21 protein-coding genes are annotated in these 20528 nt (G+C 45.4%); 13 read left to right on the top strand and 8 right to left on the bottom strand.

The window, feature by feature from the left end:
• Window positions 1-82 precede the first annotated feature (82 nt).
• The 3 genes from CKQ84_RS05195 to CKQ84_RS05185 all read right to left on the bottom strand — a co-directional run bounded on the left by CKQ84_RS05195 (window position 83) and on the right by CKQ84_RS05185 (window position 3303).
• The gene (locus tag CKQ84_RS05195; RefSeq protein WP_105250372.1) at window positions 83-1039 is read right to left on the bottom strand and encodes a TAXI family TRAP transporter solute-binding subunit; all 957 of its coding nucleotides are present in this window, start codon (window positions 1037-1039) and stop codon (window positions 83-85) included.
• Between the two features lie 279 nt (window positions 1040-1318).
• On the bottom strand, window positions 1319-1441 hold the full coding sequence (locus tag CKQ84_RS24140) for a hypothetical protein (protein ID WP_105250371.1): 123 nt from the start codon (window positions 1439-1441) through the stop codon (window positions 1319-1321).
• 365 nt (window positions 1442-1806) lie between these two features.
• Window positions 1807-3303: a helicase HerA-like domain-containing protein gene (locus tag CKQ84_RS05185; RefSeq protein WP_105250370.1), complete on the bottom strand. Its 1497-nt coding sequence runs from the start codon at window positions 3301-3303 to the stop codon at window positions 1807-1809.
• A 260-nt stretch (window positions 3304-3563) separates the two neighbouring features.
• Between CKQ84_RS05185 and CKQ84_RS05180 the strand changes: the two genes are divergently transcribed.
• The 4 genes from CKQ84_RS05180 (at window position 3564) to CKQ84_RS05165 (ending at window position 5732) form a co-directional block, all read left to right on the top strand.
• Window positions 3564-3803 (top strand): hypothetical protein, encoded by a 240-nt coding sequence (locus CKQ84_RS05180; protein WP_105250369.1) that lies wholly within the window; start codon window positions 3564-3566, stop codon window positions 3801-3803.
• A gap of 11 nt (window positions 3804-3814) precedes the next feature.
• On the top strand, window positions 3815-4240 hold the full coding sequence (locus tag CKQ84_RS05175) for a hypothetical protein (RefSeq protein ID WP_006084327.1): 426 nt from the start codon (window positions 3815-3817) through the stop codon (window positions 4238-4240).
• Between the two features lie 115 nt (window positions 4241-4355).
• Complete coding sequence (locus CKQ84_RS05170) at window positions 4356-5234, top strand: neutral zinc metallopeptidase (protein WP_105250368.1); 879 nt, start codon at window positions 4356-4358, stop codon at window positions 5232-5234.
• Window positions 5235-5285: 51 nt separating this feature from the next.
• On the top strand, window positions 5286-5732 hold the full coding sequence (locus CKQ84_RS05165) for an NUDIX hydrolase (RefSeq protein ID WP_105250367.1): 447 nt from the start codon (window positions 5286-5288) through the stop codon (window positions 5730-5732).
• A 25-nt stretch (window positions 5733-5757) separates the two neighbouring features.
• Here the strand turns inward: CKQ84_RS05165 and CKQ84_RS05160 are convergent, their stop codons facing one another.
• Both CKQ84_RS05160 and CKQ84_RS23845 read right to left on the bottom strand, forming a co-directional pair.
• A complete protein-coding gene (locus CKQ84_RS05160) occupies window positions 5758-6957 on the bottom strand; it encodes an SAM-dependent methyltransferase (RefSeq protein ID WP_105250366.1) in 1200 nt (399 codons plus the stop codon).
• A gap of 205 nt (window positions 6958-7162) precedes the next feature.
• On the bottom strand, window positions 7163-7525 hold the full coding sequence (locus CKQ84_RS23845) for a hypothetical protein (RefSeq protein WP_173913154.1): 363 nt from the start codon (window positions 7523-7525) through the stop codon (window positions 7163-7165).
• A gap of 182 nt (window positions 7526-7707) precedes the next feature.
• Between CKQ84_RS23845 and CKQ84_RS05150 the strand changes: the two genes are divergently transcribed.
• From CKQ84_RS05150 to ubiA, 3 genes are all read left to right on the top strand, one after another.
• Window positions 7708-8010, top strand: a complete 303-nt coding sequence (locus CKQ84_RS05150; protein ID WP_105250364.1) for a hypothetical protein — start codon at window positions 7708-7710, stop codon at window positions 8008-8010.
• Between the two features lie 617 nt (window positions 8011-8627).
• The gene (gene uvrD / locus CKQ84_RS05145) at window positions 8628-10796 is read left to right on the top strand and encodes a DNA helicase II (RefSeq protein ID WP_105250363.1); all 2169 of its coding nucleotides are present in this window, start codon (window positions 8628-8630) and stop codon (window positions 10794-10796) included.
• 138 nt (window positions 10797-10934) lie between these two features.
• A complete protein-coding gene (ubiA, locus tag CKQ84_RS05140) occupies window positions 10935-11795 on the top strand; it encodes a 4-hydroxybenzoate octaprenyltransferase (RefSeq protein WP_105250362.1) in 861 nt (286 codons plus the stop codon).
• Window positions 11796-11801: 6 nt separating this feature from the next.
• On the opposite strand, the gene torT is transcribed toward ubiA, so the two are convergent.
• Window positions 11802-12875 (bottom strand): TMAO reductase system periplasmic protein TorT, encoded by a 1074-nt coding sequence (torT, locus tag CKQ84_RS05135; RefSeq protein WP_105250361.1) that lies wholly within the window; start codon window positions 12873-12875, stop codon window positions 11802-11804.
• A 332-nt stretch (window positions 12876-13207) separates the two neighbouring features.
• Here torT and CKQ84_RS05130 point away from each other — a divergent pair, with 332 nt between their 5' ends.
• From CKQ84_RS05130 to CKQ84_RS05115, 4 genes are all read left to right on the top strand, one after another.
• Window positions 13208-13603, top strand: a complete 396-nt coding sequence (locus tag CKQ84_RS05130) for a VOC family protein (protein WP_105250360.1) — start codon at window positions 13208-13210, stop codon at window positions 13601-13603.
• 34 nt (window positions 13604-13637) lie between these two features.
• Window positions 13638-14687: a nitronate monooxygenase family protein gene (locus CKQ84_RS05125; RefSeq protein WP_105250359.1), complete on the top strand. Its 1050-nt coding sequence runs from the start codon at window positions 13638-13640 to the stop codon at window positions 14685-14687.
• 220 nt (window positions 14688-14907) lie between these two features.
• Window positions 14908-15825, top strand: a complete 918-nt coding sequence (locus tag CKQ84_RS05120) for a thioredoxin family protein (RefSeq protein ID WP_105250358.1) — start codon at window positions 14908-14910, stop codon at window positions 15823-15825.
• Window positions 15826-16050: 225 nt separating this feature from the next.
• Complete coding sequence (locus CKQ84_RS05115) at window positions 16051-17130, top strand: AI-2E family transporter (protein ID WP_105253004.1); 1080 nt, start codon at window positions 16051-16053, stop codon at window positions 17128-17130.
• A gap of 11 nt (window positions 17131-17141) precedes the next feature.
• On the opposite strand, the gene CKQ84_RS05110 is transcribed toward CKQ84_RS05115, so the two are convergent.
• Together CKQ84_RS05110 and CKQ84_RS05105 are read right to left on the bottom strand one after the other, a co-directional pair.
• Entirely contained in the window at window positions 17142-17429 is a 288-nt protein-coding gene (locus CKQ84_RS05110; protein ID WP_105250357.1) for a helix-hairpin-helix domain-containing protein, read from the bottom strand.
• A gap of 129 nt (window positions 17430-17558) precedes the next feature.
• Window positions 17559-19619 (bottom strand): prolyl oligopeptidase family serine peptidase, encoded by a 2061-nt coding sequence (locus CKQ84_RS05105; protein ID WP_105250356.1) that lies wholly within the window; start codon window positions 19617-19619, stop codon window positions 17559-17561.
• A gap of 158 nt (window positions 19620-19777) precedes the next feature.
• Between CKQ84_RS05105 and CKQ84_RS05100 the strand changes: the two genes are divergently transcribed.
• Together CKQ84_RS05100 and CKQ84_RS05095 are read left to right on the top strand one after the other, a co-directional pair.
• On the top strand, window positions 19778-20296 hold the full coding sequence (locus tag CKQ84_RS05100; protein ID WP_063883683.1) for a DUF2975 domain-containing protein: 519 nt from the start codon (window positions 19778-19780) through the stop codon (window positions 20294-20296).
• 2 nt (window positions 20297-20298) lie between these two features.
• A complete protein-coding gene (locus CKQ84_RS05095) occupies window positions 20299-20517 on the top strand; it encodes a helix-turn-helix transcriptional regulator (RefSeq protein ID WP_063883682.1) in 219 nt (72 codons plus the stop codon).
• Window positions 20518-20528 lie beyond the last annotated feature (11 nt).

The following is a 20528-nucleotide window of genomic DNA, read 5'->3' as shown; positions in this document are numbered from 1 at the left end:
GAGATGATATAAACGAGATGCCGTTATTCAACGGCATCTCAATTGCTTAGTTTGGAATAGGATGCACAGATACCAGTAAAATTTAGAGTGCACCAACTTCTTTGTAATAACGTTCTGCACCTGGGTGCAGTGGTATTGGCAGATTTTTCGTCGCTTTATCTACGCTGATGGTCTTCGCGGCGGAGTGCGCGTTACCGAGTCGGTCTAAGTGCTCGAACATGAGTTTTGTCATCTGATAGGCTAAATCATCCGATACACCGCTTTGAGTCACCAGCAAATTTTGAATGGCGACGGTAGAAACGTCGGTGGTTTGGCCTTCATAGGTGGATGCTGGGATCACGCCATGTTGATAGGCGGGATTGTTAATCTTAGCGATCACATCTTCTGGAATTTCAACAAAGTTGATTGCCATAGTCGCAGCTAAGTCACGGATAGCAGCCATGCCGAGACCGGAAGATTGTAACGTGGCGTCCAATTGACGATTTTTGATTAGCTCAACGGATTCGGCATAGGGTAAAAACTCGACTTTCCCCATGTCTTCGTAACTTAGTCCCGCAGCCTTGAAAATCGATCTGGCATTGAGTTCTGTCCCTGATTTAGGGGCACCCACTGAGATACGTTTTCCTTTTAAATCGGCCAAGGTTTTAATACCAGACTCTTTATTGGCGACGATTTGAATGTAGTTAGGATAAGCCGAGGCAAGTACTCGGATTTTATCCAGCGGCGTTTTAAAGCCTGCATCAATATCACCTTGATATGCTGCTGCGACTGAATCACCTAAAGCGAACGCTAATTCACCACGACCCGCTTGCAATAAATTGAGGTTTTCTACTGAGGCTTTAGTTGCTTGAACTGAGGTTTTAGAACCTTCGATTCCTGTGCCGTAGAGTTGCGACAGCGCAACGCCAATAGGGTAATACACACCACTGGTGCCGCCTGTGAGAATGTTGATAAAGGCGGGGGCAGCAGCCATAGCGGCAGCACTGAGTGTGAGGGTCACTGCTGCGCCGACGGCGACAAAACGTTTTTTGATTTTCATTATGAAATATCCTTATTTTTTATAGTGTTATGTAGGGTCTTTCGAGCGGTAAATACCGTAATCAGCTCAATATAACTACATAAAACCTGAAAAAGGTCAATTAGGCTATAGTCGATAGCTGCTACTTTTGTATCATAAAACTGAGATCTGAGACTGTTTTGAGCAAGGTTGTATTGTGAGGTAAAACTTGGTTGGTTCAATGAAGCGGGCAATAAAAAGGGCTAACCTAAGTTAACCCTATTTGTGTTATTAGAGGACAAACCTCCTAATAACAAGACACTATTTAGTGTTATCTAAGAAACCTTTAGTTGCGTTTTTCGCATGTTTTGCTGCTCTTTTCTCTTTAGGAGACATCAGCGGTTGTTTCTTCGATTCTTTACGGTTTTTTTGCTCTTTACTCATATAAAACTCCATGTACTCTTTGGTTATTCATCAGGCTAATCATGTAAGCCGTACTTAATTGAACCTATTCCATGACGTCCTGATTGAAGCGAAATTTTTATCTCGAATTACAACATTTTAAATTACAAATATCTAAAATCATTGATAATTATCTGTGAATTTATTTGCCTCAATGAGCGATTACAGCAAAATAATCTTATCACCGAATTCCGTACCATGATCCATCTATCACTTAGAATAATTAATGCTAATGCTAGCGTTAACCTGTATAAGAAATATGCGAACAAGGACACAGTACCTCTATTTTCGTCATTGTTTGTGGTTTTAGTGTGCCCTAATTGGAGGCTTAACTAAGTACCATATGCCTAACGTCGGCTCGATTTACCTAACATGCCACCTAATATACCGCGCAAAATTTGTTTACCTAATTGGCTGCCAACCGTGCGTGCCGCTTGTTTTGACAAGGTTTCAGCTAACCCTTGGCGGCGCTTATTGCCAAAAATGAGTTCACTGAACCAACCTTGTTCTTCGGCTTTTTGGCCCGTTTGAGCATCACTTGCTGTGGATGTGGTGTCGCTGGTGGCGTTACCAACTCGTCTTTGGTTAAGGCGTTCGTAGGCCGATTCGCGGTTGATTAACTGATCGTATTTACCTCCAATCGGGCTTTGGACACGGACTTGTTGTAACTCCTCACTTGTGGCGGGTCCCATGCGGCAACGTGGCGGTGCGATGAGCGCGCGCTCGACCATAGTTGGCACGCCTTTGTCGGCTAACATAGACACTAAGGCTTCACCTACAGCGAGCTGGGATATGACGTCGCTAACAACCAGTTTGGGGTTAGGCACAAAGGTTTCTGCGGCGGTTTTAACGGCCTTTTGATCCCTTGGCGTGTAAGCTCGCAGGGCATGTTGAATACGATTACCTAATTGCCCGAGAATTTCGTTTGGGACATCATCAGGAAATTGCGAGCAAAAATAAACGCCTATGCCTTTTGAGCGAATTAGGCGCATGATCTGTTCGACGCGTTTTAATAAACTCGGTGGGCAACCCTCAAAGAGTAAATGCGCCTCATCGATAAAAAACACTAGCTTAGGTTTTTCGGGATCGCCGACTTCGGGCAGATTCTCAAATAATTCTGAGAGTAGCCAGAGTAAAAAACTTGAATATAAACGGGGTGTTAAAATCAGTTTGTTCGCTGCTAATAAATTGATAATGCCGCGCCCTTGCAAATTAGTGCGCATTAAATCTTCAAGCTGTAACGCGGGTTCACCAAAAAAGTCTTTGCCACCATCGCGCTCTAATCCTAGTACCGAACGTTGAATTGCTGCGAGGGATTGGGCGCTGATTAAACCATATTTGGCGGAGATTTCTTTGCGTTCCTCGGCAACTAAGGCCAGCATGGCCCGCAGATCATCTAAGTCGAGCAGTAATAACCCTTGGTCGTCCGCTAGCTGAAAGACTATGTCTAAAATACCGCTCTGGGTGTCATTCAATTCTAAAATTCGGCCGAGTAAGGTTGGGCCCATTTCGCTGATGGTGGTACGCAGCGGGTGGCCTTGAACGCCCGCTAAATCCCATAACACCACAGGGTTGGCTTCGTTGTGATAATCCTCAATGCCAATTTGAGTTGCCCTTTGTAATAGCTTTTCACTTGGAGTGCCGGCCATAGCTAGACCCGAGATATCGCCTTTAACGTCTGTGATAAAAACTGGCACGCCTTGGCGTGAAAAACCTTCGGCAATACTCATCAGCGACACGGTTTTGCCTGTCCCTGTGGCACCGGCAATTAACCCATGGCGATTGGCATACTTAAGATTTAAGTGAACCTGTTGTTCACCTTTTCCTATTAATAGCGTATTCAAAGGCATTCCTTAATGTTAACGGTAGGGCTTATATTGGAATCGTTGCAGCATCCTTATTTTAGCCACTGTGTATTTAATCCACTTTAGTGTCGTCGTTCATGCGTATAAAAATTCATCATTGAGTGTTGGCCTTAGCGTAATTTATGTCAACATGGGGCCTGAATAAGCTTGATATCACTTAGCAAAAATGTGTGATTGGCAATATGGGCGTTACCTATGAATGAGGTGTGTTATTTGGGTCATTCACTGAGGCGTGCTTGATGGTGAAATTCCCTTTGATTATGCTGCTCTTGTTCTTTACTGTGCTGACATCTGCTTGCGCCGAATTAGAGTGTTCTGCCAGAACTGATGTCGATCCCTATGAGCCCATGCGAGATAAACAGCGCTGTGTTGCCGAGGCGGATAAAAATCTCGACGAGTACCAAAAGGCAAAAGCAGCGGAAGAAAAACAACGGCTGAAAACGGCCATAGAACAAGCCACTCAAAAATCGTTAATTTAGAAAGGATATCTATGAAAGGTGCGGGCGGAACACAGGGCGGGACGGGACAATTTTTTATGGGTCTTGCCATGATGTGTGGCGGATTTTATTTATTGTTCAATGCAATACAAGTGAGCTCTAGTTTTGGACTGGGCTATGGCTTATATCGAGTGAATGCCTTTGGGCAAGGCATGTCGATCACCACAGGCATGGTGATGCTACCGTTTATTATCGGCATTGTGATGGTGTTTTTTGACGCTAAGAGTAAGTTAGCTTGGCTGCTGAGTTTAGGTTCGCTAACGGCCTTGATTGTAGGGGTTATCAGCTCGATTCAATTCCACTTTAAATCTATGTCGGCCTTTGAACTTATCGTGATCCTCGTTTTGGCCTTTGGTGGTTTAGGATTGTTTTTACGTTCACTGAAAGACGCGCCCACAAGCGATACACAAGCGAAATAATCACTAGACTCTTAAGCACTAGGCGCTAGAGTGCAAATACGAAATCAGAGTTGTGCATCTAAGCGACTTTAATAGCGGTTTAATGAAAGTTTTAACTACAGAGTGAAGGAATGCGATGCGCTGGCGTGACACTGACAGAAGCTCCAATATCGAAGACAGACGCGGCCAGCAAATGGCATCTGCGGGTGTGCCGAGTGCCTTGTTACTCAGGTTCTTGCCCTTTTTGCTGAGAACTAAACTTGGCCGCGTGGTGTTGCTCATCGGCGGCATTTATATTGCTTTTCAGTATTTTACCGGTGGTCTGTCACTCGACCTAAATACTCAATCTCATCTTAGCCAAGCTCAATCTAGTTCAACAACAGCGGTACAGGATGAAAATGCCCAGTTTGTGGCGGCCATTTTAGGCACCACAGAAACCGTTTGGGGCCAGTTGCTCAAGGGGCAATATCGAGAGCCTAAGTTAGTGCTTTATCGCAATATGACCTCCACTGGCTGCGGTATGGGACAGGCGCAGTCTGGGCCTTTCTATTGCCCCGCCGATAGCAAGGTGTATATCGATCTTAGCTTTCTTGATGAGCTTAAAACCTTAGGCGCGCCCGGTGATTTTGCCTTTGCCTATGTGATTGCCCACGAGGTAGGCCACCATGTGCAAAACCTGCTGGGCACTAGCGCTAAGGTGCGCCAAGCCCAGCAATCTGGCAGTAAAGTGCAAGCAAATCAATTGAGTGTCGCACTTGAATTGCAGGCGGATTGCTACGCAGGGATTTGGGGGCATTATGTTAATCAACAACTTAACTTACTTGAAGCGGGCGATTTAGCGGAAGGTATTGCCGCCGCCAGTGCTGTGGGTGACGATCGTCTGCAAAAGATGGCGGGTCGCGCCGTACAGCCTGATGCTTTTACCCACGGCAGTTCGGCGCAGCGGGTGAAATGGTTTAAGACAGGGTTTGATTCGGGTAATCTCGCCAGTTGTAATACCTTTGCGGCGAAGTGATTTTGTGTGATATCTCAAATACGTACCGAACAGAAATGCAAGGATAACTGAGTGGCCTTTAACGATACCTTTAGATTGAGCAGCCACGCGGTTATCACTAATGCGCAGGGACAAGTGCTGTTGCTTAAGGCCAATTATGGTAATTTTGCTTGGGGTTTGCCCGGTGGCGCACTCGAGCCCGGTGAAACGATTCACGAGGCCTTGGTGCGCGAATGCCAAGAGGAATTGGGGTTAAGTGTGCGGGTTAACTATTTGAGCGGCGTGTATTATCACAGCGCCTATCAATCCCAAGCCTTTATTTTTCGTTGTGAACTGCTATTGCCTGATGGGCCTGATGTGGCAAAAAATGTGGCAGAAGACGAGTCTCTGCCAATCCAATTAAGCCACGAACATTCAGAGTTTGCCTTCCACGATATCGACACCCTTAGCGCAGTTCAGCAGCAAAGAATTAAAGATTGCCTTAATTTCAACGGGGTTGTCATGAGCGCAAAGTTTTAATGCTTTACTGGCAAACCGCTGGCCGTTAATCGACTTGGGTTTGCGCGAGCAAGGTTTCTAAGCAGTGTTCCTTGATCCCGTAATAGGCTTTAATGTCAGCTATTTGCGCGAGGATTGCGGCGCTGTCTTTCTGATTGTGTTGTGGCTTTTTAACGGCCAAAATCATCTTATTCTTATTGGTATGTTCTAGGCTGATAAACTCAAACACCTTAGTCGCATAACCATTGGCTTCCAAAAATAGCGCACGTAATGAATCCGTCACCATTTCAGCCTGTTGGCCCATGTGCACCCCATATTGCAGCATAGGTTTAAACAATTCTGGACTGTGCATCTGCGGGCGAATTTGTTTATGGCAGCAAGGCGAACACATGATGATGTCGGCATTGGCGCGAATACCATAATGAATCGCATAGTCAGTAGCGATATCGCAGGCGTGCAGCGCGATCATCACATCGGTTTGCTTAGGCGCGTGGGTTCTCACATCGCCGCAGACAAACGACAATCCTTGATGATCGAGCGTTGCCGCCGTTTCATTACATAAATCGGCCAAGGCTTGGCGTAATTCCACCCCAGTCACCTGCGCATCATTGTGAAGGCTGTGGCGAAGGTAATCATGGATTGCAAAGGTGAGATAACCTTTACCTGAACCAAAATCGACCACATTGATTGGTTGGTCATTCTTGTGGGGTGAGGCTTCGAGTGCTTGACTGAAAACCTCAATAAACTTATTGATTTGCTTCCATTTACGCGACATCGCAGGGATAAGATTATGTTGGCTGTCCGTCACCCCTAGCTTGGTCAGGAAGGGACGTTCAATATCCACAAAACGCTTTTTCTCACGGTCATGTTCTAACGGCGCCGCGACGGCTTGTTTAATGTTATGTGTGCTGATTTGGACTTTACCTTTTTTGCTGATCTCAAGCTGAACTTCTGCCTGCGCCGTAGCTAAGTGGGCACTTTTAAAATCGCTACCGAGTAACAGTTTTATGCTAGCTAACCCTTCGTCATAACTCAGGTTTTTAGTGATGTGATTCGTCTGGTGTTGATACACAAACGACAGCACTGGCTCATTTTGCAAACTAATCGGCCGAATCGTGATGCGCTGCAGGCTTTTATCAGCCCCTCGGTACTTACTCAACAATAGTTTGATCAGACTATTCTTCGCCAAGCTGTCTGCCAAAAGCTGGTAAAAATCATCAAAAGAATTAAGCGCTGAATGGGACATTATTGTTTCCGAAAAAGTAACCAAGAAAAACAGGGTGAGTATTCTAACCGCGATCCGCCGCTACCTAAAGTTATTCTCACCGAGAAGGGGGGTTGAGTTTCGATACATTACTATCTATTTCAGGTAGTCGTGTTAAGCACAGCTACTCCTGTTACAGTCCCAACTCTTGTTTGAATTATTTAATCAAAGTCAAAGTCGTGGGGCTTCACCCCACACCCGACCAAGGAGGACTGCTCGTCCTATCCTCCTTGGATGCTCCATGACGCCCCCAACGGAGTTGAAAGCCCCTTGGGCTCATTGCCAAATTTGCTATCGCTTCCGAAGGATGCGTCCCTGCACCTGCGAAAGCTAGCTCGCCATCCATGGCGAGACTCACGCAATTTGTCATTTCGCCCTGCGGCAACTCCGAGGGTATGGCGTATTCCTTTGATTGTTGAGTTATCTGATTACCATTAACAGCAATAAAGAGTTGTGGATCTCCTGTTTCACCATGCTTCATAGTCGGTAAATAATGATTTGATTTTATACCGCCAAAATTTAGTGAGCCAAAGATAGAAACGGTAAACATCTTCTCGCTTTCTTGGTGTAACAATGTATTGAACGTGATGCGATAGCAGTGATAACTTACTGTCATATATTAATTTTGCCCTAAAAGTTTAAACCTACTCGTATCTTTGTTTGGGTTTAACTATAAGTACGGGGGAAACTCCCCTTAGGCATTAAAGTCAAAGGCGCAGTACAAGGAATATTATGAAACCGCGTATGTTCATTCTGTTAACAGCCATCCCTCTGACAATTGCTATTACTGGTTGCAGTGAAGAACTTGCAAACAAGAAAGCCGAGCAAGCAAAATTACTGCAGCAACATATAAGCTCAATTGTTTCTGCTTGTACAGGAACACTATCTTTATCAACTCAGATAACTGGCGACTTTGAAAATCCGGCCACAACAACAATAAGCTGTTCTGAAATGGATAAAAAAAGTGATTTTTTTCATGAAATGACCGAAAAGGACTTAGAGGTAATAAAAAACAATGTCAAAAAACTCAATTAGCCTTAATCAAGACGCTTAATGTTTACAAATTAAAGATTGGATAGGCATGTTTTCCATAATAGCAACTATATTGGTTACTTTTGGAATCCAAGCTTCAATAGATATGTCTGTTGAGATTGCCGCCCCAGTCTTGTTATTGCAATCCGCTATGATTTAGTTATACAAGCGGGAACAAAGATAAGGGTTAGTTGCTTTTTCGCCTTTTATCTTTGGCTGACAGAGATACTCAAAGGTTAATAGGATTAAGCACTGTCATGGAAGTGACCGTTGACGGCATGGATGCCGTCGTCGAGCCCTCAGGGATGAGTTAATGGCGTGTCACTGGAATGACAGTGCTTAATCGCTGAAACAGAATGATGAACACCCTCTCTATGAGTAATTAATACAGCCTTGCATTTGTTCAATTCCAACCCTAAAAACAAAGATCTGTTACCGAAAAGCTGGATTCCCGCCCACAAGCATTGCGTGAATGACAGTGCTTAATCAATGTAGTTCGACATCAGTGCAAATCAAGGTGCGGCATCATGTCATTCGTCTTGTGGCCCTTGTCTAGTGGATCAAGCGCGCAGGCGGGTTTTCTTCTGTTATAATGCCCCCTCGATTTTTTGGAGGCGAGAATGGACGTATCTTCTTTACTAGACGGCCTGAATGACAAGCAGCGCGAGGCTGTCGCGGCACCGCAATCTAGCATGTTAGTGTTGGCGGGCGCGGGCAGTGGTAAAACTCGGGTGTTGACCCACCGCATTGCGTGGCTGATGCAGGTTGAACAGCAGAGTCCTTACTCGATTCTTGCGGTGACGTTTACCAATAAAGCTGCGGCTGAGATGCGCGAGCGAGTTGAAAAAGTCGCTGGCACCAATATGGGCCGCATGTGGATTGGCACTTTCCACGGCTTGGCGCATCGTTTGTTACGCACTCACTTCCAAGATGCGGGTTTACCGCAAAGCTTCCAAATCCTCGATTCTGACGATCAAGTGCGCTTGATCAAACGTATTCTTAAAAGCTTGAATTTGGATGAGAAACAATATCCTCCACGCCAAGCTCAGGGTTATATCAATGGTAAAAAAGACCAAGGATTACGCCCTAAACATATCGATGCGGGCGGTTTTCCGCTTGAGCAGAATCTGCTAAAAATCTATCAGGTCTACCAAGAGTCTTGCGACCGCGCGGGTTTAGTCGATTTTGCCGAAATCCTATTACGTGCCCATGAGTTATGGCTCAATAAGCCGCACTTGTTGGCCCATTATCAAGACAGATTTAAGCATATTTTGGTGGACGAGTTCCAAGATACCAACGCGATCCAATATGCGTGGATCCGCGTGCTTGCCGGTCAAACTGCCAATGTGATGATAGTGGGTGATGACGACCAATCGATTTACGGTTGGCGCGGTGCTCAGGTTGAAAACCTACACCGATTCTTAAAAGATTTCCCGAGTGCGACCACGATTCGCCTCGAGCAAAACTATCGCTCGAAGGGCAATATCCTTAAAGCGTCCAACGCCTTAATCGCCAATAACCCAGAACGTATGGGCAAAGAGTTGTGGACGGATGAAGCCGATGGCGATCCGATTTCGCTCTATTGCGCCTTTAATGAAATGGACGAGGCGCGCTTTATTGTCGGTCGAATTAATGATTGGCACGAAAAGGGCGGCAACCTCAGTGATTGTGCGATTTTATATCGTTCTAACGCTCAGTCGCGGGTATTGGAAGAAGCCTTGTTACACAAAGGCTTAGCCTATCGCATTTACGGCGGTTTACGCTTCTTCGAACGCCAAGAAATTAAAGATGCTATGGGTTACCTGCGGCTGATTAATAACAAAGACGACGATGCGGCATTTGAGCGTGTAGTTAACACACCGCCTCGTGGCATTGGCGATCGCACTTTGGATATTTTGCGCTCCACGGCGCGCCAGCATGAGTTAACCCTGTGGCAGGCGAGTGTGCGTTTGCTCGACGAGAAAGTGCTCGCGGGCCGCGCAGCAAATTCTGTGCGTGGTTTCATGGACTTAATCATGACGATGCGTGAAGACACCCAAGATATGGTGCTGTATCGCATGGCCGATACAGTGATCCAAGCTTCGGGCCTTAAGGCCATGTATGAAGCCGAAAAGGGCGAAAAAGCCCACGCTAGAATCGAAAACTTAGAAGAACTCGTCACGGCGGCGCGTACTTTTGAGCTACCAGAAGAGCTGGAGGACATGGGCGAACTTAACGGTTTCCTATCCCACGCGGCGCTCGAAGCGGGCGAGGGCCAAGCCGATGCCTTTACCGATGCGGTGCAGCTAATGACACTGCATTCTGCCAAAGGGTTAGAGTTCACTATGGTGTTCATGGCGGGTGTCGAAGAAGGGATCTTCCCGAGTAAAATGGCGCTCGAAGAGGGCGATAGACTCGATGAAGAACGCCGCCTCTGTTATGTGGGCATGACCCGCGCCATGGAAAAACTCTACATTACCTATGCGGAATCACGCCGTATTTATGGCCGCGAAGATTACGCGCGGCCATCGCGTTTTATCAAAGAGATTCCGCCGCAATATGTGGATGAAATTCGTCTAAAGGCGCAGGTTTCAACGCCGATGGCGAATAATCGTTTTAGCGCCCCAAAATCGGCTGCCACAAACGATACGGGTTTTAACGTCGGCCAACGAGTCAATCACCCTAAATTTGGTGAAGGTAAAGTGACCAACTTTGAGGGCAGCGGTGCCCAAGGGCGAGTACAAGTGAGCTTTACTGACTTTGGCAGCAAGTGGTTAGTGGTGGCTTACGCTCGGTTAGAGGCGCTTTAATACCAGCCCTGAACGCGATGAATGTCAGCTTTTTATGACACGCTTTCAGGGCGTAAATTCGCATCGGGAGAAGCATGGGTATATGATGCTAATCCTGAAACCGAGTGGAAACTTGAGGGTATTGGGAGTACCTAGTTAATGAATTTAAAGCAGAAGTGGGATGTGTATTCCCGTCTTACTCGAATCGACCGTCCCATAGGTACGCTATTGCTGATGTGGCCATGCTTGATGGCGCTGATGTTAGCGGCGGGTGGTATGCCCGATCTTAAGGTATTGATCATCTTTATTATTGGCGTGGTAATCATGCGTGCCTGTGGCTGCATTATTAACGACTATGCCGATCGCGATCTCGACTCTTTTGTGGAACGCACTAAATCTCGGCCGCTGGCCAGTGGCGAAATCAGCACTAAAGAAGCCTTGATACTGTTCGTCATTTTAGGTTTATCTGCTTTTGGTTTAGTCTTATTACTCAATGGATTAGTGGTTAAATTATCCGTTGTTGGTATTATCCTCACTATCATTTATCCCTTCACTAAACGCATCACCAATATGCCGCAGATGTTTCTAGGCGTGGTGTGGAGTTGGTCTATCCCTATGGCTTACGCCGCACAGACGGGTGAAGTACCCATCGAGGCTTGGTGGTTATTTGCGGCCAATTGGTTTTGGACTGTCGCCTACGATACCATGTATGCCATGGTCGATAGGGATGATGATTTAAAGGTGGGCATTAAATCCACTGCGATTTTGTTCGGTAAATATGACCGCCAAATCATAGGTTTATTTCAGCTTGCTGCGCTGGCTTGTTTTATCGCCGCCGGTTGGAGCGCCGATCGTGGTTTACTCTATGGCCTAGGTTTACTGACTTTTGTCGGTTTTAGTACTTACCAGCAAATGCTGATCTTTGATCGTGAACGAGCCCCTTGTTTTAAAGCGTTTCTCAATAACAATTGGGCAGGACTCGCATTATTTGTTGGGCTGGGCGCCGATTATTTAGTTTAGTGAGCATCATTTTTGTTGTGGAAGATCCTGATGGATCATCCACTGATTCTGTGGCGCTAATATTTGTTCTAAATCAATCTGGTGGATGTTGTCTTGGGAGATGACCTTGATAACTGGGCTCACTCTGTGGGGATAAGGCGCACCTTCGAGTGCGCGCACCGCCAGATCGATGGCAATCCGAGCCTGCAATACTGGTGAGTCGCTGACCGTCGCGAGTAACTGTTTTTTCTGCACTAATTCTATGGTCTGTGCATTCGAGTAGAATGCGATGACTTTTCCCGTTTTATTCCTACGCCCGTCTAAATAGCGCGCCGCGAAAGTGGCGGCAACTGCATTGGCGATTACATAATCTACACTTTGTTTAGTAAGCACTTTTCGCACTAAATCAGCTTGGATAAATAACTCCGTAGTGCCAAACCCTCCTTCAATCGTGTCGAATTCTTGTTTGGCTGCCGCCCGCCTAAATCCTTGTTCTGCTGCCATAACCCAAGAGGCGTCCTTAGGCCCTGGAAACCAAGCAACTTTAAGTTTCGTAGGCGCTTTATCGACAGGGTCTCGTTGCTGCGATGCAATATACTCAATCGCCGCCGCAGACATATCTTCAAAGCTGACTAAGGAGCGACTCGTGAGTTTGTCGGTCGCGATACCATTCACTAAATCAATAACAGGAATACCCGCAGCAGAGAGTTGTTCGATATCCGCAATCAGTCCGTCAGCCGTATTTGCAGCAATAATATAGGCTTGAGCTTTGAGGGCTTGGCAATCATAGAGTTGTTGTTTTTGTTGCTCAATATTGTCATATCCTCCAGCATCATAAATGCCGAGAGTTACACCTTGGCGCTCGGCTTCCTGCGATAACCCAAAGGCGACGCCCCACCAATATTGGTCTTTACCATGAGGAAGTAAGGCGCAGATCCGCCATGCTTTATTGGCTTGAGTAAGTGGTGTGTATGCCGTTTTTTTGCCATCAGCAATCACATCGGCGGGATACCAAGTTGCCTGCACTGCAAAGGCGAAACTATAGAGGATTAAGGTGAGGCAAATCCTGAGGGAGTAAGCGAAGAATGCAGTAAAGTGCATAGGATCATCATGTTAAGTTAACAATAGATTAAGCATAGATGAATGATCCATAGTTGCTAAGTCGATGCTAAATAAAGCTGATTTATTCTTAATAACCAGTGCCATGAAGTGTTATGGCACTTTTATGATGGGCTGCAGAGTGGTTGAAATTGTAGGGGCGTATTACATTAGCAGGCTTTACGCTTTGACTTGTTCACTGAATGCTTAAGTTTACATTTCACGCTTCAGGCTTAATTGCCACAGCTGGTTTTTGCCATAGTGCTTAGTCTATAGTCATTGGCTTATAGTGGTTTTTTATGATCAATTTCATGCTTAGGTAACAAGGAATCGTTATGTTTATTCCGTCAGGATTTGCACGGGTTAGCCCGTATATGATGATCGCTGATGCCGATAGTTTAGTGGTTTTTTTACAGCAAGCCTTTGATGCTAAAGCGCTACATATTTCCCGTCGGGCTGATGGCAAAATAGCTAATGCACAGATGCAAATCGGCGACTGTTTATTTATGTTGAGTGAGGCGAGTGAAGCTTTTCCGCCTATGCCCGCATCCTATTATTTATATGTGGAAAATGCTGATAAAACTGTGGCTCAGTCACTCGCCGCTGCGGGTGAATTAGTGATGGAAGTGGCGAATATGCCCTATGGCGATCGCCAAGGTGGGGTGCGGGATCCCGTGGGCAATCTGTGGTGGATCTCCCAGCGTTTAGCCGCAGGGCCATATCAGGATTGAGCATCAAGTGATAACAAGTCAAAGGAGGTGATGTATGCCGTGCCAGTTAACCCGATTATTTGGAATCGAATTACCAATTATTCAAGCGCCGATGGCGGGTGTTCAGGGCAGTGCCTTAGCTATTGCCGTGTCGCAAGCGGGGGCGTTGGGATCTTTGCCCTGCGCCATGTTATCCCTTGAAGCCTTAGATACCGCCTTGACACATATTCGCACCCAGACGACTAAGCCCATCAATGTAAACTTCTTTTGTCATCATGAACCTGAACCGCAAGCAGCGAAACAAGCCGCATGGCTTAATCAACTCGCGCCTTATTTTTCTGAGTTGGGTGTCAATTCTGATAGCCAAACCGTGGGGGCACAACGCGCGCCATATACCAGCACCCAGGCTGAAGTGTTAGCTAAATTTAAACCTGAGGTGGTGAGTTTTCATTTTGGCTTACCGAATGAAGATTTGTTGCTGGAGATAAAGTCTTGGGGTTCAAAAATCATTTCGACAGCGACAACTGTAGAAGAAGCCCTATGGCTTGAAGCGCGTGGTGCGGATGCCATTATTGCGCAGGGTTTAGAGGCCGGAGGTCACAGGGGGCATTTTTTATCCGATGATTTAACCGAGCAATTAGGCACTTTTAGTCTATTGCCGCAAATCATTGCCGCCGTTGATATTCCTGTTATTGCAGCGGGTGGCATAGTCGATGCAAAGACAGTGCGCGCTGCTATGGCGATGGGCGCTTCGGCGGTGCAAGTGGGGACGGCATACTTACTCTGTCCCGAATGCACCACCAGTGATATTCACCGTGCCGCCCTGCAAAGTGAGGCAGCACAGCATACGGCTCTGACTAACTTATTCACTGGTCGACCCGCCCGTGGAATTATGAATCGTTTTATGGCAGAGCTTGGCCCCATCAATAATGCCGCACCGGATTTTCCGCTCGCCTCAAGCGCCGTCGCAGTATTGCGAAGCGCCGCTGAACAACAAGGATTTGGTGATTTTAGCCCACTTTGGTGTGGCCAAAATGCAACCGGCTGTCAGGCTATTCCCGCTGCAGAGCTGACGAGGCAATTGGCGTTAGGTTTGATGGTCTAAGATATTGTTGGATAGGTTATTAATACTCATTGTTATGCTCATCAAGACTTACATTTAATATGGCTAAATTAGCGGCTTGTTAGTTTATACTCGTCGTTTAAGGTTGGTTGTTGGTGAGACTACCGCTTCTTTGAAATTATGTTTTTTCTGTACAAATGGCTGCAAATCACTAGCCCTATAGTCGTGGGTGCGAGTGATCTATAGATTTAAGGAAAACAATATGTTGTTACGTAAAATCATTGTTATGTGCCTTGCCGTTATGAGTTTTGCTACGTTTGCGGGCAATAAAGCCTATCAAGATATTGCACTTAAAACCTATCCAGATCAGCAGCAAGTGACTTTAGCCAGTGTTGCGGGTGACAAGCCGATATACCTAAAGTTTTGGGCAACCTGGTGCCAACCTTGTATGGAGCAAATGCCGCATTTTGAAGCCCTGCAGAAGAAATATCAGGACAAGATTAATATCGTCGCGGTGAACATCAATATTAATGAAGAGCAGCCTAAGATTGCTGACGTTATTGCGCGTTTCGGGCTCACTATGCCCGTGTGGTTGGATAATGAAGGCGAGCTGGGTGTGGCTTTAGGTTTGGTCGGTACACCCTATAGTGTATTAATCAATCGTGCTGGTGATGTGGTTTACACTAGCCATGAGTCTGATGCCAATTTAGATAAATTTATCGATATGTTGGCGAATGGCCAAGAGTTGACTGCGCAGACAACGGAGGCACCCAGTGCCGAACAAACAGCTAAGTTACTGAAACCTTGGGAACAAGGTGAGCATTTACTTTTTTTCACCGCAACATGGTGTGATTGGTATTTGGCTGATAGCCGCCCAGAAATGTCTAAAGAGTGTATTGCCGTTCAAAAAGGTTTAAATAATCTCGCGCAAAAAGTGCCTAATAAAGCGTGGCACGGTGTGGTCAATCATTTGTGGACAGACAATAAAGCGCTCGAAGATTTTAAGCAGCTTTATCAAACTCAAGTCGATTTTAGTATCGATGAATTAGGTGTGTTATTTAATCATTTTAAAATCCGCAATATTCCTACTTTACTGTGGGTTAAGGATGGTAAAGTTATTCAGCGTATTACCGATTTTAGCCAGCCAGAGAAAGTAGTTGAGCAGCTTTCGGCTCAATAAGCTCATTCCAAATGTTAGGCCTTTGATAGATATCGAAAGGCCTTTTGTCTTCAAAGATTGAATAGATACACAGCTCAATATTCGGTGTTAAAGTCATTGCCCATGGGAAGCACTGCGCAATAAACTGATTCGTAGAACGAGTTGGTTAAGCGTTAACCTTGTTTGGTGTAATGCAGAGTGTTTTCCATTTTATCGTTGAATTTTATTGTGGGGGGTTTTAGCACTATGACGCCGATTTTCAGTAATGCCGCTATTGGCCGTAGTTTGTTGGTTTTGCTCTTGTGTGCTGGCGTATTCTTTTTTATCGATTTTTTAGTGCCCGCCTTAGCTGCATTGATTGTGTGTTTTTCAAGTTGGCCTCTCTATCAAAAACTATTGGCAAAATGCGGTGGTCGCTCGGCGTTGGCGGCAACCATTGCCCTATGTTGTATTGTGCTCGGGCTGATTATTCCGCTGGTGTTTGTATTTTCCTATGCGTTACAAGAGATTAGAACTTGGGTTGATTGGTTGGTGTTCACTAACCAACATGGTTCGCCCGTGCCCTTGTGGATCAAAGACTTGCCTTGGGTGGGTGAATGGTTAACTCTGCAATGGCAGCAGTTTATTGGTGAACCCCATGAATTAGGTCAAATTATCAGTGCCATTAGTGGCCAGAATTTGAGTGGCATTTCCCGTTGGGTGCTGCAATTGGGTTGGAATACTTTAGGGTTGTTGTTGACCTTACTTTTTATGCTGATCACTTTGTTTTTCCTCTATAAAGATGGTCCGCAAGTGGCTAAGCAGTTGGATATCGTGGGTGAGCGAGTGCTGCCTGCTCGCTGGCATAGTTTTTCCCGTGTGGTGCCTGCAACAGTTAGTTCTACCGTGATAGGTATGACGCTTATCGCAATTGGTGAGGGCATAGTGCTGGGGATTGCCTATTGGATTGCGGGAGTACCTTCGGCCGTGGCTTTTGGGGTGTTAACCGCCTTTATGGCCTTGGTTCCTGGCGGCGCGCCAACCATGTTTACCTTGATTTCACTCTACCTTGTCGGCACTGGCGATATGACGGCGGGGGTCGGCTTGTTTCTTTGGGGCAGCATAGAGTTGTTTATTGTCGATAAAACCTTAAGGCCTAATCTTGTCGGTGGGCCGATTAAATTGCCTTTCTTACCGACTTTTTTCGGTTTGATCGGCGGCGTAAAAACCATGGGTTTTGTCGGTTTGTTTGTTGGTCCAGTATTGATGGCCCTGCTGGTGGCTATTTGGCGTGAGTGGTTAAGGGAAGAGCCCGAAACGATAATGGGTAAACAGGAGGATAAATAGTCGCTAAAGCTTCATTTCTCTAAGGTATTTTTGCGCTCATCGGTGTAAAACCACCAAGGTTTAGGATCTTCACCTGCCATAAAACGGGTGATGAAGATAAACACATCGAGCATACAGGGGTCGTGTCTTTTGCCCGTTTTGTCGCACAGCGTTTGATACAGCTCGTAGGGGTTTCTATCTAACAACTGCTCAGGCTTATCTATGCCAAGCAAACGTAAATCCGCCGCACAGGCTTTGCCAATATTTGGTAAATCAGTCAATTGCTTAACCTCAGCACGCACGACTTTTGCTGGATTCATTTTTATCTCTTGGGGTGTAGTCATACTTGATAGATTAGTCTATTGGCCCACAGTTAACCGCGTTAACCTGTTAAGATATTTCGCCTTCCTTGGCAAAATTGGTGTAGCACTTCTAACGCTTTATTAAGGTTACAGTTTTTCTATATCAACATTTAAGCTATTAAGATGTTCAAGCAAAGCTGGATTGACATTATTATCCACTTTTCCGCCTAAGTACTTACCAAAGAAACGTTCAGTCGCAATTATCGAGGCGAGCTTGTTGGCACGTTTGATAAATCCATGACCTTCATCTTTGGCGAGTAAGTATTCAACGGGTAACGATTTTTGGTACATTTTTTTCGCAATATTATCTGATTCAACTTGAGTCACTCGCGGATCATTCGCTCCTTGGATAAGCATCAGCGGTGCTTTTATGTTATCGACAAAATTAATTGGGGAGCGGTTCTCCATATCTTGTTTTTGTTCAGGAATTAACGGGTCTCCCACTGATTCAAACCATTGACCTAAATAGGGGCGCCAGTAATCGGGGAAAGACGCCATTAGCGTGACTAAGCTTGACGGCCCCACATAGGCGATCACAGCTTGGTAAAGATCTGGCGTAAAAGTCGCGCCGGATAAAGCCGCATAACCACCGTAAGATGCGCCAAAGATCCCCAAGCGATTTTTATCCGCAATCCCTTGTTCAACCAAGTAATTTGCACCATCAGTTAGGTCATCTTGCATACTGCCAGTGCCCCAATTGTTATTGCCTAAGTTGAGGAAGTGTTTGCCAAATCCTGTCGATGCGCGAAAGTTTGGCTGTAACACGGCATAACCACGGTTGGCATAGAACTGAGCAATCGCATGGAAGTAACCAGAGTCTAACGCCCAGTAGTCCCGAGCCCAAGGGCCGCCATGGGGCAGAATGATGGTGGGTAAATTGCGCTGGTTTCCCTTTGGTAATGTCAAATAAGCCTGAATTTTTACACCATCCCTTGCGGTATAGACTAGGGATTGTCTTGGTGATAACAGTTCTGCTTGTATGCTTGGAGGAATATCCGCGAGTAAGTGGATATCACCATTAATGGCATTGTATTGGTAATCTAAGCTCGATGCCCTATCGCTCGCGACGTTGATCTGCCAGAGATTATTTTTCTCGTTACGTTCGGTAATGGTTATTTCAACATCTTGATCAAAATGCTTATTGATCACATCCCAGTGCTTAGCAAACTCAGTATCAAGTGGATAGGTTCTTAAGCGCCCGCCGTAATAGGAAATGGCTAAAGGTTCACCAGCATCGTTAAACAATACCTGATAAACATCCGCTTCATCGTTAGGATCTTTATGTAAGGTTTCATATTTTCCCGTCATAAGATCAACTTTGAGCAGTTGTTGTTTATCCCGCTCACCGATGTTGGCACTGATATAGGCGAGTTTTTTCGCATCGTTTACTTTTAAGATATCAATGCTTTCACCCTTAGCAGTGTGGATTATTTTACGCCAAGTGCCATCAATGAGTGTGTAGAGGCTATAGCTGTTATCTAGATTAGTGCTACTGCCAATAACGGGATGCCCTTGTTTGTTAAACTTCATTTGCACCAAGTTTAAGTTGTTTTCAAAAATAGGCGTTAGCTTGCCATCATGGGTGTTGAGCCAATAGATATCCATCCGACTCGATTCATCGTGGTTCGCCATCACAACCAGCTGCTCAGGGTTATCCTTGGGCTGTTCCATGACGCTGTATTTCACCTTGTCATTGTGCGTGAGTTGCTGCTCTTTTGGCGCTATTTTGCCTTGGGGAGTTTCAAAGCTGAGTTTAAAAATTTGGGTGTTTTCATTCCCCCCTTTATCTTTCATAAAAAAGAGTTCGTTAGTGTTTGATGACCATTCAAATTCTTTAATAGGTTCAATGGACTGCGTTAAGAGTGTCGCACTTGCAAGATCGCTTTTATCCGCCATTACATAAATATTGCTCGCACCTTGGTATTCCTTTGTGAAGGCTAACCATTTACCGTCGGCGGACATTTTTAAATGGTGAATATTTTGCTCATTGAAAAAATCTTCGATGGGAATGAGCGGCATTTGGGCTTGCTGGCTGTTAAGCCTATTCGTATTGGCTTTTTGCTCAGTGGTTGAGGTTGAGCAGCTTGCGAGTAGCATAGCGGCAATAGCAGCACTGCATAACTGGCTTGTGAAGGAGGGTAATCGCATTGTTGTAACCTTGAGTTGTTAAAAGTGACATCATGTTAATACGAAAATTAATTATCGTAAAACAATAAAATTATATTTCTTTGCAATATATTTTACCGAACGAGTATACTAGCCAAGGTTAGAGAGCGCTGGGATTGAATTAAATCTAGGATTGAGTGATGAATAAAAACATAGAAAAGTTAATAAAAATCAGTGCATTTTTCCGGTGGGTGATTTTGTTAGCCGCTACGATTGTGGTGGTGTATCTGGGTTATAGCTACTTAGTTCATGATGAGATACGTTTTGGATCGAATAATGGATTGTTCCAAGCGCTATGGGTATCGCCTGACGCGAGTCAAACCCTGTTGCTGTTAATGTTAAGTCCATTGTTTATCACGTTTTTACTGGGTGTTTATTGGCTGCAAAAATTATTAGCCTACTATCAAGACGGCTTGTTTTTTAGCGACGAAAGTATGCATTGTTATCTGTGGTTGGTTTGGCTTAAGGTTGCCGCCTTAGTGATAGAGATACTGCAAACCTTAGGCGTAGGTTACTATCATAAGTCGCTTTTTGAGGATACCCGTATCGACTTGGCGCTCGATTTTGGCAATATCACTACGATTTTATTGATGTTGCTGATTGTTTATTTGCTTAAAGCTGCCCGAGATTTTGAGGCAGAAAACAAAGAGTTTGTGTAATTTTGGACATTATCGTTAATTTAGACGTCATGATGGCGATACGGAAGGTGAGTTCTAAGGAGCTTGCCAAAGCGGTTGGCATTACCGAAGCGAATTTATCCCTGCTAAAACGTGGCAAGGTGAAAGGCGTGCGTTTTGAAACACTGGCGAGTATTTGTGAGTACCTGTCGTGCCAGCCTGGGGATATTTTAGAATATCGTAAGAGTGATACATCGGACTGAGTTCTGCCGTT

Source organism: Shewanella sp. WE21 (assembly GCF_002966515.1).
Taxonomy (GTDB): domain Bacteria; phylum Pseudomonadota; class Gammaproteobacteria; order Enterobacterales; family Shewanellaceae; genus Shewanella; species Shewanella oncorhynchi.
This window is presented reverse-complemented; position numbering and strand designations above follow the sequence as displayed.

What these genes read in the sequence shown, in the direction of transcription:
- CKQ84_RS05110 (WP_105250357.1), bottom strand. Translation starts at nt 17,429, where the DNA reads ATGAATCCAGCAAAAGTCGTGCGTGCTGAGGTTAAGCAATTGACTGAT.
- CKQ84_RS05115 (WP_105253004.1), top strand. Translation starts at nt 16,051, where the DNA reads ATGACGCCGATTTTCAGTAATGCCGCTATTGGCCGTAGTTTGTTGGTT.
- uvrD (WP_105250363.1), top strand. Translation starts at nt 8,628, where the DNA reads ATGGACGTATCTTCTTTACTAGACGGCCTGAATGACAAGCAGCGCGAG.
- torT (WP_105250361.1), bottom strand. Translation starts at nt 12,875, where the DNA reads ATGCACTTTACTGCATTCTTCGCTTACTCCCTCAGGATTTGCCTCACC.
- CKQ84_RS24140 (WP_105250371.1), bottom strand. Translation starts at nt 1,441, where the DNA reads ATGAGTAAAGAGCAAAAAAACCGTAAAGAATCGAAGAAACAACCGCTG.
- CKQ84_RS05125 (WP_105250359.1), top strand. Translation starts at nt 13,638, where the DNA reads ATGCCGTGCCAGTTAACCCGATTATTTGGAATCGAATTACCAATTATT.
- CKQ84_RS05170 (WP_105250368.1), top strand. Translation starts at nt 4,356, where the DNA reads ATGCGCTGGCGTGACACTGACAGAAGCTCCAATATCGAAGACAGACGC.
- CKQ84_RS05150 (WP_105250364.1), top strand. Translation starts at nt 7,708, where the DNA reads ATGAAACCGCGTATGTTCATTCTGTTAACAGCCATCCCTCTGACAATT.
- CKQ84_RS05195 (WP_105250372.1), bottom strand. Translation starts at nt 1,039, where the DNA reads ATGAAAATCAAAAAACGTTTTGTCGCCGTCGGCGCAGCAGTGACCCTC.
- CKQ84_RS05160 (WP_105250366.1), bottom strand. Translation starts at nt 6,957, where the DNA reads ATGTCCCATTCAGCGCTTAATTCTTTTGATGATTTTTACCAGCTTTTG.
- CKQ84_RS23845 (WP_173913154.1), bottom strand. Translation starts at nt 7,525, where the DNA reads ATGTTTACCGTTTCTATCTTTGGCTCACTAAATTTTGGCGGTATAAAA.
- CKQ84_RS05120 (WP_105250358.1), top strand. Translation starts at nt 14,908, where the DNA reads ATGTTGTTACGTAAAATCATTGTTATGTGCCTTGCCGTTATGAGTTTT.
- CKQ84_RS05175 (WP_006084327.1), top strand. Translation starts at nt 3,815, where the DNA reads ATGAAAGGTGCGGGCGGAACACAGGGCGGGACGGGACAATTTTTTATG.
- ubiA (WP_105250362.1), top strand. Translation starts at nt 10,935, where the DNA reads ATGAATTTAAAGCAGAAGTGGGATGTGTATTCCCGTCTTACTCGAATC.
- CKQ84_RS05130 (WP_105250360.1), top strand. Translation starts at nt 13,208, where the DNA reads ATGTTTATTCCGTCAGGATTTGCACGGGTTAGCCCGTATATGATGATC.
- CKQ84_RS05180 (WP_105250369.1), top strand. Translation starts at nt 3,564, where the DNA reads ATGGTGAAATTCCCTTTGATTATGCTGCTCTTGTTCTTTACTGTGCTG.
- CKQ84_RS05105 (WP_105250356.1), bottom strand. Translation starts at nt 19,619, where the DNA reads ATGCGATTACCCTCCTTCACAAGCCAGTTATGCAGTGCTGCTATTGCC.
- CKQ84_RS05100 (WP_063883683.1), top strand. Translation starts at nt 19,778, where the DNA reads ATGAATAAAAACATAGAAAAGTTAATAAAAATCAGTGCATTTTTCCGG.